Annotated in this window: 14 protein-coding genes and 4 tRNA genes; 16 read left to right on the forward strand and 2 right to left on the reverse strand. The window is 41.6% G+C overall.

The genetic code is table 11. From position 1 onward, the window contains the following. The first annotated feature begins 377 nt into the window (after positions 1-377). From uvrY to L4C34_RS05815, 7 genes are all read left to right on the forward strand, one after another. Positions 378-1022, forward strand: a complete 645-nt coding sequence (gene uvrY / locus L4C34_RS05785; protein ID WP_428788400.1) for a UvrY/SirA/GacA family response regulator transcription factor — start codon at positions 378-380, stop codon at positions 1020-1022. Further along, on the forward strand, positions 1022-2854 hold the full coding sequence (gene uvrC, locus L4C34_RS05790; protein WP_428788401.1) for an excinuclease ABC subunit UvrC: 1833 nt from the start codon (positions 1022-1024) through the stop codon (positions 2852-2854). The genes uvrY and uvrC overlap by 1 nt, the downstream gene beginning before the upstream one ends. A gap of 48 nt (positions 2855-2902) precedes the next feature. Beyond that, positions 2903-3460, forward strand: coding sequence for a CDP-diacylglycerol--glycerol-3-phosphate 3-phosphatidyltransferase (gene pgsA, locus L4C34_RS05795; protein ID WP_428788402.1), 558 nt, complete (start codon positions 2903-2905; stop codon positions 3458-3460). 268 nt (positions 3461-3728) lie between these two features. Further along, positions 3729-3802: transfer RNA gene (locus L4C34_RS05800), tRNA-Cys, on the forward strand. An 18-nt stretch (positions 3803-3820) separates the two neighbouring features. Further along, positions 3821-3896 (forward strand) — tRNA-Gly (locus L4C34_RS05805). 77 nt (positions 3897-3973) lie between these two features. After that, positions 3974-4060 (forward strand) — tRNA-Leu (locus L4C34_RS05810). A 48-nt stretch (positions 4061-4108) separates the two neighbouring features. Continuing rightward, positions 4109-4184, forward strand: a tRNA-Gly gene (locus L4C34_RS05815). Between the two features lie 228 nt (positions 4185-4412). Here the strand turns inward: L4C34_RS05815 and L4C34_RS05820 are convergent. Further along, positions 4413-4901 carry a hypothetical protein gene (locus L4C34_RS05820; RefSeq protein WP_428788403.1) on the reverse strand — a complete coding sequence of 163 codons (489 nt, stop codon included), beginning with the start codon at positions 4899-4901 and terminating at the stop codon, positions 4413-4415. A 242-nt stretch (positions 4902-5143) separates the two neighbouring features. Between L4C34_RS05820 and L4C34_RS05825 the strand changes: the two genes are divergently transcribed. From L4C34_RS05825 to L4C34_RS05855, 7 genes are all read left to right on the forward strand, one after another. Next, positions 5144-5605, forward strand: a complete 462-nt coding sequence (locus L4C34_RS05825; protein WP_428788404.1) for a helix-turn-helix domain-containing protein — start codon at positions 5144-5146, stop codon at positions 5603-5605. A gap of 173 nt (positions 5606-5778) precedes the next feature. After that, complete coding sequence (locus L4C34_RS05830) at positions 5779-5916, forward strand: hypothetical protein (protein WP_428788405.1); 138 nt, start codon at positions 5779-5781, stop codon at positions 5914-5916. Between the two features lie 135 nt (positions 5917-6051). Continuing rightward, positions 6052-6471: a hypothetical protein gene (locus L4C34_RS05835; protein WP_428788406.1), complete on the forward strand. Its 420-nt coding sequence runs from the start codon at positions 6052-6054 to the stop codon at positions 6469-6471. A 101-nt stretch (positions 6472-6572) separates the two neighbouring features. After that, a complete protein-coding gene (locus L4C34_RS05840) occupies positions 6573-6995 on the forward strand; it encodes a hypothetical protein (protein WP_428788407.1) in 423 nt (140 codons plus the stop codon). A gap of 444 nt (positions 6996-7439) precedes the next feature. Continuing rightward, positions 7440-8252 carry a substrate-binding periplasmic protein gene (locus tag L4C34_RS05845; protein WP_428788408.1) on the forward strand — a complete coding sequence of 271 codons (813 nt, stop codon included), beginning with the start codon at positions 7440-7442 and terminating at the stop codon, positions 8250-8252. 322 nt (positions 8253-8574) lie between these two features. Then, complete coding sequence (locus tag L4C34_RS05850; protein WP_428788409.1) at positions 8575-9153, forward strand: leucine-rich repeat domain-containing protein; 579 nt, start codon at positions 8575-8577, stop codon at positions 9151-9153. A gap of 175 nt (positions 9154-9328) precedes the next feature. After that, the gene (locus L4C34_RS05855; RefSeq protein ID WP_428788410.1) at positions 9329-9739 is read left to right on the forward strand and encodes a hypothetical protein; all 411 of its coding nucleotides are present in this window, start codon (positions 9329-9331) and stop codon (positions 9737-9739) included. A 265-nt stretch (positions 9740-10004) separates the two neighbouring features. On the opposite strand, the gene L4C34_RS05860 is transcribed toward L4C34_RS05855, so the two are convergent. After that, on the reverse strand, positions 10005-10556 hold the full coding sequence (locus L4C34_RS05860) for a class I SAM-dependent methyltransferase (RefSeq protein WP_428788411.1): 552 nt from the start codon (positions 10554-10556) through the stop codon (positions 10005-10007). Between the two features lie 703 nt (positions 10557-11259). On the opposite strand from L4C34_RS05860, the gene L4C34_RS05865 reads away from it, so the two are divergent. Further along, positions 11260-11679, forward strand: a complete 420-nt coding sequence (locus L4C34_RS05865) for a hypothetical protein (protein ID WP_428788412.1) — start codon at positions 11260-11262, stop codon at positions 11677-11679. A 353-nt stretch (positions 11680-12032) separates the two neighbouring features. Beyond that, the gene (locus L4C34_RS05870; protein ID WP_428788413.1) at positions 12033-12779 is read left to right on the forward strand and encodes a substrate-binding periplasmic protein; all 747 of its coding nucleotides are present in this window, start codon (positions 12033-12035) and stop codon (positions 12777-12779) included. Positions 12780-12857: the final 78 nt, after the last annotated feature.

The following is a 12857-nucleotide window of genomic DNA, read 5'->3' on the forward strand; positions in this document are numbered from 1 at the left end:
TGGAAATAATTAGCCTATTCAATCTAATATCGGCTTTTATTGGCGAATAGTGATCTGGGCGAAGATACTTGGTCGCAAAGACTTTAAGCTCAACAACACTCAAGTGAAGTCGGAAGGGATGGGCTAAAGAAATAAGGACTTGCTAAAGTTTGCGTTTCGGCACATATTCAGGGTAAGTAAACTGAGACAAATGCGTTACACTATACGCGAACATATTCAAGGTGTGCTGCGTGTGTGGGGGGGATTTTCTTGCACAGTCTCAGTTTTCTGATAGCAGTGCCTTGATAGTTAGTTGGGTATACCAGATATAATTTCTAACCACCTGTATAGGGTGGGTGTAGAGCCAAAAATAAAAATGAAAACGTGGAGATACAAGTTTGATTAGTGTTTTTCTTGTAGATGATCACGAACTGGTTCGCACAGGGATACGACGTATTATTGAAGACGTCCGTGGGATGAACGTAGCAGAGGAAGCTGAGAGCGGTGAGGATGCAGTAAAATGGTGTCGGAGTAATCATGCCGATGTTATTTTAATGGATATGAATATGCCGGGTATTGGTGGCTTGGAGGCGACCAAAAAAATCTTGCGATTCAGTCCAGATGTAAAAATCATTGTTTTAACGGTTCATACGGAAAATCCATTTCCGACCAAAGTGATGCAAGCTGGAGCCGCAGGTTATTTAACCAAAGGTGCGGGTCCTGATGAAATGGTAAATGCAATTCGAATGGTTCATAGCGGCCAGAGATACATATCGCCCGATATTGCTCAGCAGATGGCTTTAAGTCAGTGCAGTACAGCCTCTGAGAATCCGTTTGCGGATTTGTCTGAGCGTGAGCTGCAGATCATGCTTATGATAACCAAAGGCCAAAAAGTGACTGATATCTCAGAGCAGTTAAGTTTGAGCCCGAAAACGGTCAATAGCTACCGCTATCGCCTGTTTAGCAAACTCAATATCAGCGGTGACGTTGAATTAACCCACTTGGCCATCCGCCATGGAATATTGGATGCCGAGACCTTGTAGTGACAACGCCTTTTGATTCAACTTCTTTCTTAAAAACTGTCACTAACCAGCCCGGCGTGTACCGTATGTACAACGCCGAGGCTGTGGTTATCTATGTAGGTAAAGCCAAAGATTTAAAAAAGCGCTTGTCGAGTTACTTTCGCCAGAAAGTCGATAGCGAGAAAACTCGTGCCTTGGTCAGCAATATCGTCAAGATTGACGTGACGGTAACGCATACTGAGACCGAGGCTTTGATCTTAGAGCACAACTACATTAAGCAATACTTACCTAAATACAATGTATTGTTGCGTGATGACAAATCCTATCCTTATATTTTTATTAGTGCACATAAGCACCCAAGGCTTTCCCTACATCGCGGCAGCAAGAAGCGTAAAGGGGAGTATTTTGGTCCTTACCCGGATTCAGGGGCAGTGCGAGATACTCTGCATCTGATCCAAAAAATCTTCCCGGTGCGTCAATGTGAAGATACCGTATACAGCAATCGGACGCGCCCTTGTTTGATGTATCAAATCGGACGATGTGCAGGGCCTTGTGTCGAAGGCATATTGAGCAATGAAGCGTATCAAGAGTTGGTTGAGTATGTTCGAATGTTTTTGCGTGGACGAGACCAACAGGTGCTTGAGATCTTAATAAAGAAGATGGAGCAGGCCAGTCAGACGCTTAAATTTGAGGAAGCGGCCGGCTTTAGAGATCAAATCCAGTCGATTCGGCGTGTACAAGAGCAGCAGTTTGTTTCTGAAAACAGCACCGACGATATGGATGTACTTGGCTTCTCACAAGAAAATGGTATTGCTTGTATACATATATTGATGATTCGCCAAGGTAAAGTGTTGGGGAGTCGGAGTCATTTCCCTAAAATTCCAAGCAATACCGACCGACAAGAGGTCTTTGTGAGCTTCTTGAGCCAATATTACTTAAACCACCAAGAAGGTCGCACAATCCCTGCAAGGATCATTGTGAACGATAGTTTGGTGGATGATGTGACCACGATGCAGGAAGCGCTGAGCGAATTAGCGGGAAGAAAAATTCAGTTTCAGGTCGCGCCCAAAGGGCATCGCAGCCGCTACTTAAAACTCGCCAATACCAACGCGTTAACGGCCATTACCACAAAGATCAATCACAAAATGACCATCTCTCAGCGCTTTAAAGAGCTGAGAGAGGTTTTGCATATGTCCTCAATTGATAGAATGGAATGTTTTGATATTTCTCACACCATGGGTGAGAGTACGATTGCCTCATGTGTGGTGTTTAATCATGAAGGACCTGTAAAACCGGAATATCGCCGCTACAATATTTCAGGTATTACTGGCGGCGATGATTATGCGGCGATGGGGCAGGTGTTAGAACGACGATACTCCAAGCAGCTTGATGTCGAGAAAATCCCAGATATTATTTTTATCGATGGTGGTAAAGGTCAACTGAACCGAGCGATGGAGATCATTGGCAAGTATTCGCCCAATTGGCCGAAGCTTCCACGTATTATAGGTATTGCTAAAGGAGTGACTCGTAAGCCTGGTTTAGAAACCTTGATCACTCAGCAAGGGGACGAGTTTAACCTGCCTAGCGATGCACCTGCGCTGCACCTCATTCAACATATTCGAGATGAAAGCCACAACCACGCCATTTCCGGGCACCGAGCGAAACGTGCGAAAACAAGAAACGTTAGCCCGCTAGAAGGGATCGAAGGGGTGGGACCAAAGAGGCGACAAGCCTTGCTAAAATATATGGGTGGGTTGCAAGAACTAAAGCGTGCAAGCGTCGAAGAAATCACCAAAGTGCCAGGCATTAGCCACTCTTTAGCGGAAAACATTTATCAAGCATTGAAACAATAGCTAAAATGCCTCAACATGAACGCGCGACCAATAAGAGCCTATAAATATATGCGTTATAACATTCCAAACCTTTTGTCATTACTCCGCCTTTTTCTAATTCCTGTTTTTGTCGTGGCCTTTTATTTGCCCTATAGTTGGGGACCATTCGTCGCCGCAATGATCTTCTGGGTGGCGGGTTTCACAGATTGGCTTGACGGAATGTTGGCCAGAAAGTTAGGCCAAATGTCACGCTTTGGAGCATTTATTGATCCAGTTGCCGATAAAGTGTTAGTTTGTTCAGCTTTGATACTAATTACAGAGCACTACCACAGTATCTGGGTGACGATTCCAGCAGTAACTATGATCGCCAGAGAAATTATCATTTCTGCTTTACGGGAGTGGATGGCAGAAATTGGTAAACGGGCTAGCGTGGCGGTTTCTTGGATAGGGAAGGTCAAAACACTCAGCCAGATGTTTGCAATTTGGGTATTAGTGTGGCGCTATGATGACTGGATGGTATGGGTCGGCTATGTTGCACTCTACTTCGCGACCTTCTTAACCTATTGGTCAATGGCTCAGTATCTCAATGCTGCGAAAGATGATTTACTGAGTGACGAGCACCAGTAACTAAATGGTTGTTTCTATCATGAGTATGAGAGATCGGTGGGTTGCTCACTTAAGATCACTTGAATTCAATTGACTGCTAACGAATCTTTACTTACAAGCCGGATTAATAAGGGTTTTTGTTGATTTAATAGTCACTTTAACTCTCTTTTGGCTAAAATGCCGTCAAACGGCTTAAAAGAACAAAAATAGTATTGACTCCAATCCCATATTCGGTAGAATGCATCCCGTACCCAAGAGCAACGCACTACAAGTTGCTCTGAAGTATTAAGGCGCCTTGGCAGAGTGGCTATGCAGCGGATTGCAAATCCGTGGACCTCGGTTCGACTCCGGGAGGCGCCTCCATTCTCTTTTTGAGAATATGCGACACTAGCTCAGTTGGTAGAGCGCAACCTTGCCAAGGTTGAGGTCATGAGTTCGAACCTCATGTGTCGCTCCATTTTAAAGATATGGCGAAAGCGGTATCAAAGATGGTGTCTAACCTAATCGTTATAGCACCGCAATAAAGAATTGCGTGCCCTGGTGGTGGAATTGGTAGACACAAGGGATTTAAAATCCCTCGGCGTTCGCGCTGTGCCGGTTCAAGTCCGGCCCGGGGCACCATCTATACACACTATATTGAAGATATACAGTTTATATTTATAGTGTAATGCGACACTAGCTCAGTTGGTAGAGCGCAACCTTGCCAAGGTTGAGGTCATGAGTTCGAACCTCATGTGTCGCTCCAAATTAAAAGCCCTGACTTCGGTCAGGGCTTTTTCGATCTTATCGAACTATTGATCTTATAGAATTAGTGTTTTCATTTCCTTAACCCTACAAATTTCCTTATATTTCTATATGGTCTTTTAGTTTCCGAGTAACAAATCGACTGAACTTACACCACTAGTGCAGCAGAAAACAAAAATGCGAGTCGTGTGGACTCGCTTAATTGGAAATGACTTTTATCTGTGGCTTGTTATGCGTGGTGAGTTTCACCACTTTCAGAAAGACATTGATACGCATAGAAACCATTGCGGCCAATACAATAACCAACCAGCAAGCCTGTAAGGCCATGGGTAAATACGTAGAAGCTATCCGTATCAATGATTGGCATGTGTACGGCAGTTGCGTAGCCGATAAAATATTTGACCGAAAATATTGTCATCAAGTACACCAACATTCCCGGTTCCGCAGGCAAAGCGATCACCTTATTTTCTCTATCTATGCTGGTGCGTTTATTACGCACATTTAAGTACCCCAACAGTCCACCAAATAGCACGGTTGTGAGCATGAGTGCGAGTAAGGGCAGTGACATTACATTGATGGACATAAATCCTAAGTAGGCGATGGCGACAGGAAAAATGACTAATACCTTTATACTGACTTGTCTCTGTTTACAGTGTGTTAGGCCGAGAATAAGAAGAACCAAGAAAATTACGATAGCTTGTGTTGGAATATGTAGCATGATTGTTGTCTTACCTGTTTTAAACGATGAACTCACTATAATGCGATTCGGGAAATAGGTTACGCCTTAGCTGCGAAATTAACGCGACAACGACCCGACAGTCTAATAATATCAAAGGGTTAGGTTAAGTTTTGGCGTGATTCAGTAGGGTGTTTAGACTGATATTTAGTTAGATTCATGTTTTTTTAGCTGGCTTTGGTGCACCATAAACGTGAATTTTAGAGGTGTTAAGAGGTCTTGATTTGAGTGTATTGGCAGAGAATGTAAAGGCAAACCGGCTGCGTAAAGCCTGGACGCAAGAAGAGTTGGCTGAGATCTGTGATGTTAGTGTACGAACGATCCAAAGAGTTGAAAGAGGAGAGCAGGCGAGTTTGGATACCCAAAAGGCTCTTGCTGCAGCCTTTGATATAAACGTGGAAGTTTTGCATATGCCGGAGCAAACAAAACCTGTTCCGGGGAACGTAAAAGAATCTCAACCCATCATGACACTCACGCAGTATTTTCGAAGTCGCTTGCCTATTCTGGGAAGTAACCTCTTCACTTGGGCGTTACTGTCGGGCGGTATCTTTTTGGTCAACCGCTTATTCTACGCAGAGCAAAAGTGGCAGTATTTTTGGGTTGTTATCTGGTTAGCGATCTTGGTGACTCTTGAAATCCGAAATGTGGCACTGTTTTTATCCTCCAAACGGCGTACAAGCAAGTAGGATTGGCGGCGATGATGAAAAGAGTACGTGAGTGTTTCTCCCCATACATATTGATCCGGTGATTTTTCAAAGTTCGATATGCAACTGAGCAGGATTATTACACCTCTAGAACCTTGTGCTTAGGTATATACTTAGAGCGTGTAGAGCCCCGTTAAACGACTTAATGAAATGGAATGCATATCAATAAACACGGCTTGTCTCGCGTCAAAACATCTGGCCACGTGGTGATATATACGGCTGAAGGGGCATGGAACTTACCTACAGCGCATGAATTTGGTTATGATACCAATCGCCTTGTTGTTGAGAACTAGGGTTGATCTACCCACTTCCCTTCGCAGAGAAAATAAACCTTACTAATCTCGTTACGTCATAGGCTCTTACCAGTTATGAGGGGACAGTATCTACTATACTGGAATAAGATAGCCTTCTACCAAAGCAGATCAGCGATGACACAAAGAAATATACATGGTGGGCATGAATTCCATTTTGAAAAGAATCTCCTTATTGGGCGCAGTTGGGGGGCGTGGAATGACGAAGCAATCATTCTTTACGGTAATTTGTGGAAAGCTGAAGTTGGAAAAAAAGGATTTAAGTATTGGGGATATTGTGTCGATGTTCGGGAGTGGGAACTCGCGACTCCCAGTGCGATAGACCTAATCTTTACGCTTACGGATTGGTGTAATAAGCACGGCGGCATATTCAGCGGTAATATAGTAAGTAATATTGTTACAGATCATGTGATTACTGATGAGCACAACAAAAGAGAATATGAACACGAAAATCGCACATTTACGAATGAGCAAGAATGTTTGAAGTGGTGTAGGGCTAAAGCTGAACATTGGAATCAATACAATATCGTGCCTTGATTTGATTTGATTTGATTTGATTTGATTTGATTTGATTTGAGTAATAACTTGGTCAATAGAAGCTGCTTGAGATGAATTCAGGATTAGGCGGAAGGTAATGTATGAAACAACGAAATATCCATGGTGAGTGGACCATGAACTTTGAAAATCGCATCTTGTATTCAACCGTATCTGGTGCAACTAATCGAGAAGCAAGTCTCGGTTGGTTGCATGAAATGCAGGAACAGATAGAGTCCTCTCCGGAAAAAGATACAACACCATGGGTCATTTGCCATGATTGCCGGAACTGGATTGGGGCCGCTCCTGACGTTTGGGAAACCAACAATATAATTATGAATTGGTTAACTGAGCACAACTGTATTTTTATGGCATCCGTATTGCCAGGGGAGATGCAAATTTATCTTACGGAAAAAGAGCTAAGTAGCCAATATATACTGCAATGCTTTGTTAACTACGACGACGCCTACCAGGCTTGTCTTGATAGGTTGGCGGAAGCTCAAAAGCAGCAAGATAAGCAATCGTGAGTCTGCCTTTAACACCCCTATTGTGTTTTTGGAGCAATTATCGTTTCCAATAAAGTTCAGCACTTCGCAATCGAAACTCAAGTAGAAAATCAGGATGTTTCGCACTACTTTGTTGATTTCGATGAAGCCTACCAAGCCTGTTTAGATGTACTCGCGGAAGCTAAAAATCGCTAATGCCCCAAACGTGTTTATGTTTGTTTCAGGAACTGGAAGGTGTTGGTGGCTTTTTCTCAATCAGAAGTAATCCGAACATTGGCACAATAGTGCCCATAATCTGAGTCGAGGCGGGAGAATATGACCTGCCGTGCGTGATCTATACTGAATCTAGGTTCTTCCCTTCACTCGGTGATCAACAATGACACAGCGAAATATCCATGGGCTCGCCCCTATGATTTTTAATGATCGGTTATTGCATTCTGAAGTTACAGATGCAAAAAAAGGACAGTGAGCGATAAGATAATGATAAAGGGTCCAGTACGCCGAGTCTTTCAAACACTTATTTTTATGGTCACAGTACCTATTGCCGTCTTCTATTGTATTAAGGCATATCCTCAAACAATAAATATATCAACAATGGCCTTTGCTCCGGCTGGCTATCTTGGAGAAGACAGGAAGCCGATGGGTATGGCGTATGAAATGGCAAATGGAATTGCAACAAATGCTGGCCTCGATTTCACTAACTCCCTTAAACCTTATCCTAGAGTTTTATTAGATTTAGAAAGTGGTGACGCCGACATTGCTCTACTCTATATAAATAATCATTTGGAAAAAAGCACGGTCAAAGTGGCTTCTATTTTTACTGATAGTAATATAATTATAGGTAAGGCCGGACTCGATATTACTTCTCTGGAAGATCTTTATGGGCTAAAAGTCGGGATATTAAGAAAAGCTAGCTACTCAAAATCATTCGACTCCAATACAAATATTACAAAAGTAAGAGTTAAAAATTATCGACAAAGCATTCGTATGCTTTTAAAAGGGCGGATCGATGCACTTATCGGCGGTACAATCATTGTTAATTATGAGTTAAGAAAGTTAGGGCATGACCAGGATGTGTTAGGAACTCCTTTTGTCATCAGTCGAACACCTGTATGGTTACTGGTATCGAAGAAAAATAAAGATCGTACACTAAAAGAAAAGTTACGGAACTCGGTCATTAGTCTAAAAAAAATCGGTTTTTTCACGAAAACCGCACAAAAGTATATAGGAAAAACGAGTTCATTAATTTTTGATGACTCACATTCACATGGTCGATAAAATATTCTAGGTTTATTGAGAGTTAAAGAGCCTCTTTGTTGAGATAACGCCTAACTTAACGCTCTCACCGCAGAACACATATGTCATTCTAGACCAGTGTAATATGTGCCCATTAGGTTAGTATTGTTCAGTCATTAACTCGGAAGCATGACTGCTCTGGTCAACTCCGAAACGGACACTCATCTAAAGGAGATTTCGAACTAAATCGGAGACAACATCCGATTTTTTATCAAAATATCAAGCTCACTTAAGCGGAGAAGAACCCTAATTGTAATGAGTTAATGTGATTGCCTATTCACTGAATCAAGTATGAGTTTTCGGTATGTTTTGGACAAAAAGATATGGTTCTCTCTCCGATGCTTTAGCCAACCCACGAAAAGTCAAAATATTAGAATTGCATCGAACAGGTCTAGATTGTGACATCAATAGAGTTGGAGAACTTCGTCACGTTCATGAAGTTCGTATTGGGTGGCTAGATATAGAAGATTTACCAAGTGGCATCTTGAATATGCCTAACTTGAAAAAGCTTACGGTTTTAAATTCTCCAATAAAAGAACTGCCTTGCTGGATTGGCAAACTAAAAAAACTGAAAACATTAGTTGTTAGAGGAACCGATATAAAGGAATTGCCAAGTAGCCTTTCAAAGTTAAATGGGCTTTCTACTCTAAATGTTGGCAACAACCCTTTAATTAGCAGTCTTCCTACTAATATCGGTGATTTATCTAAGCTTAGGACTCTCAACTTACACTGCACATCTGTTGGAGAGTTACCGGAGAGCTTAGAAAATCTAAAGAGGTTAAGGCTGTTACAGCTCACAGGCACTAAATTTAGTGGTGATCAGAGACTGGCTTTACAGTTTAAGCTTCAAGCAAAGATTAGCCCCTACCTTGAGGTAACCTAGCTCGATTCAGCTGGGCTATGCCCCATTCCTATTTGGTTTTCGATGGGATAAGAAAAAGCAAAGCCTGATTTGACCAACTTTAGATAATCCGAACATTGCTCAAAAGAGAGTCATTACTGAAGGTTAAGTGTATCTATACTGAAAGTAGGTAATTTCCACGTTTTGGTGGCAATCGATGACTAAACGCACCCGTAATATTCATGGTGATTGGACCATGAGCTATGAAGACCAGATTTTAAAATCAACTTTGATAGGAGCCTTTAATCAAGAAGCAAACTTGTCATGGTTCAACGAAGTTAAGCAAACAGTGACTACGTCATCAAGGTCAAAGAAGTATTGGGTCGCATTGCTAGATGCACAAAATTGGGAAATGTCATCTCAAGGGAACCAAGAAACCAACGAAGAAATAATGAACCAATTGATGGTTCTGGGATGTCTCGGTTTATATATGGTTTTTTCAAAAAAAGTGCAGGAATTTGCTCTAAAAGAAGAGATGCAAGAACAATCTTTCTTACAATCATTTTTCGACTATGATGAAGCCTACCAAGCCTGTTTAGATGTACTCGCCGAGGCTAAAAATCGCTAATGCCCCTAAGCTGTTTAGTTCAGTAACCTGAAGGAGAGCGTCTGAGTAAACTTTGCACGACGAAAAGTAATCCGAAACATAGACTCTATTATCTTAGCAGATAGAAATAGAGCTCAAACAATTGTAATTTTTGAAGGGCATTTCTGGCGATTCCAGCAGTAACTAATACTTAGTAACTAAAACCTAGTTTGCGACGAAAATGCCTTCCATTGGCATACTTCCCAATTATACCCCTCAGACTTTGGTTACATTTCAACTCAAAAAACTACTCTGCTTTAGCAAGCTCCATCACATAATGATCAGGACATCCGCTCATATCCATATTTACGATCGAAAAGCCAGCTTGCTCAACTTCAGCCGCTGCCATCTGTGGGGAAACTCTGGCGTTTTCCCCTTTAAAATCGACAATAATAAGTTGGGCTTGTGATGAAACCTGCGCCCATAAATTCTGTAAAAATGTTACGCGATCCTGGATAAATCGATACGTATTGGCAATGAAAACCAAATCCACCCCTTCTGGAATACATGGGTCGGCAAGGGTCGACTGAGTCACTTTAATATTGCCATGCTGTGAGTCCGCGAATCGGTTTTGCATGTATCTGACCATATTAGACTCACAATCAATGGCATGGACTTTTTTTGCCATTCCGGCAAAAATATTTGAAAAATATCCGGTACCTGCACCAATATCGGCCACGGTCATTTCGCTGTTAATAGATAAACAATTCAGAACATGCGAAGTGCGTTGCCACTCCTCACGATTTTCTGCATCAAAAATCAGAGTTAACTTTTCCGGCTCTGTAAAACTCATTCCCATTTGGTCCTCTTAAATCAATTTATTTTGTTTTTATTGGTAAAATTTTGCGCACTAGTGAAAAGGCTTGATCCTCTTATCTTCGATCACAATGAAACCAACTAACCCATTGATGACTACAATTTAGGTAAGTGTGGTCAAGGACTGAGACAACAGCTAAACCAAGACAGCAAATGACTGTACCTAGAGTCTTTCAATCAAGCAGAAAGCACGTCTGAGTGAAGGTCTTCTGCGTCGTTGACTATGATAAAAAGCCATTTCGCCATTTTGTTGATGAAGCTAGTAAATGCACAAAATGCGCCAAATTTATAAGTAACTGATATTAAAGAAAGTGTCATGATTTTTTAGGGTGTGCATGTCATTTTGACTATTTTTCAAAGTGTCAATTTGATGGTAAGGAGTCAAATTGACATGCTGATGCTATGGTTTGGTTTTTAGCATTTTGGCTACTTATCGCGTGTCAGTACATATTAAAATATTAGAACCGCTGCAATAAAGTATGAAACGGAGACATTAAAGATCGAAACTTTTTGGACCCGAAGAGCTCGAAAATTGCCCCTTTCGTGTTTACGTTTGTCTCAGGAATGTAAAGGTGAGGGTGAACTTTTCCCAATCAGAGGTAATCTGACAAGAGCACGCCTTCATGTTGAGACTTCGAACGTTAGCTATACTGGAACAAGGTTTGTTCTATAGGTTCGAATAGAAAATGACACAACGTAACATCCATGGTGAGTGGAGCATGAAGCTTGAAGGCCGTTTTTTACTGAGTGAAGTAGTGGGCTCTACCAATAAGGAAGCGGCTCATGCATGGTTAATTGAGGTGAAGCAACTCATTACTAACTCTCAGGGGGGGATCGCTACCCCTTGGGTTATTTTACTCGATGCGAGAGAGTGGGGGATGACAATGGCAGACGCTTCAGATGATAGTATTGAAAATGTTATGTGGCCACTTGAGCATCATTGTGTATTCTTTGCTTTCGTATTTTCAAAAAAAATACATATCTATACGGCTCACGAACAACTTAAAAGCGAAATCGAAAACGTAGCGTATTTTTTCGATTTCGACGAAGCCTACCAAACTTGCTTAGATAAACTTGCAGAAACTCAAAGCCCAAAAAACAAGTAACCTCCGCTATACCGTTCCCTTTTTCTACGAAGCTCTTGCCCCAATTTAAGCTAGCCAGATTGGTTGGCTATGTGGTTAGAGGGCAATTTTACCCTCATAAAAGTAATAACCTGAGGTAGGCTATCATAATCTCGGGAGGTCCTATTATGGTTTAATGTGAATTGTAGTGATGTGGTCTGATTTGGCTGCAGTATCTAATGATTATAACCAACGATTCTCTCATCTAGACTGCGATAACCGCAGGATGGCACCCATCTGTTGGTAATTGACCTAGACTATATCAATGCTTCATGCATAAAAGCGTATATTTTGGAAACTTGAATTTCTCAATTATCGATTAGAAGGTAATACGAATGAGGTTACTTATTGCATATAGTGTGACCATGTTTTTTCTAATTTCCCCTTCCGTAAATGGGGAAGAGAAGAAGATAACCGCTGTTTGTTCAGAACACACCCCGCCTTTTTGCTATGCTGGAGCCAATGGTCAACCGAGCGGTATTTTAGTTGATATTTACAAAGAGATCGCTGTTCGAATGGATACCTTGTTGGAAGTCAAACTCGTTCCAGTCAAACGTGTATCGCTTCTCCTTTTTGATGGCACTTCTGACATTGGCAATCTGGTTTATAGTCAAGAACGAGCTAAACATGTCAGGTTTCTCGACTCGCCCGTGTATGGATTAAAAGTAGCCCTTTACGGTAAACAGCCAAACCGATTTACCTACCAGAGTATTAGTGATTTATATGGGAAAACAATTGGAAAAAGACGCGGTTACTACCTATCGAGTGACTTTGCTAAAGCTGTTGAGCAAAAAAATATTGAAGAGTTCAATGCTAACAGCAATATGCAGCTCCTCAACCTGCTTAAAAAAGGAAGGGTAAAATACGTCGCAATACAGGAGGATTTCATTCTTATGAACAAGGATGTTCTGCCTCAGGATATCTCTTTTTTGGGCTACCTAACTACAGATATAAGCATCATGCTCGCGATTTCCAAGAGGAGTAACCTTTCTGAACAATATGAAAAAGTCAATGAAACCTTCGCAGCAATTAAGAATGATGGGACTTTAGATTCAATTATCACTCGATATATACCCAAATAATGTTGCTATCCCCTTTCTGGGAAAGTGTGACTGAACCCATGTCAGAAAAGTGGTTTCACCTAAATTGATCCGGCTTTG

It is taken from the genome of Vibrio profundum, assembly GCF_050337555.1.
GTDB lineage: Bacteria > Pseudomonadota > Gammaproteobacteria > Enterobacterales > Vibrionaceae > Vibrio > Vibrio profundum.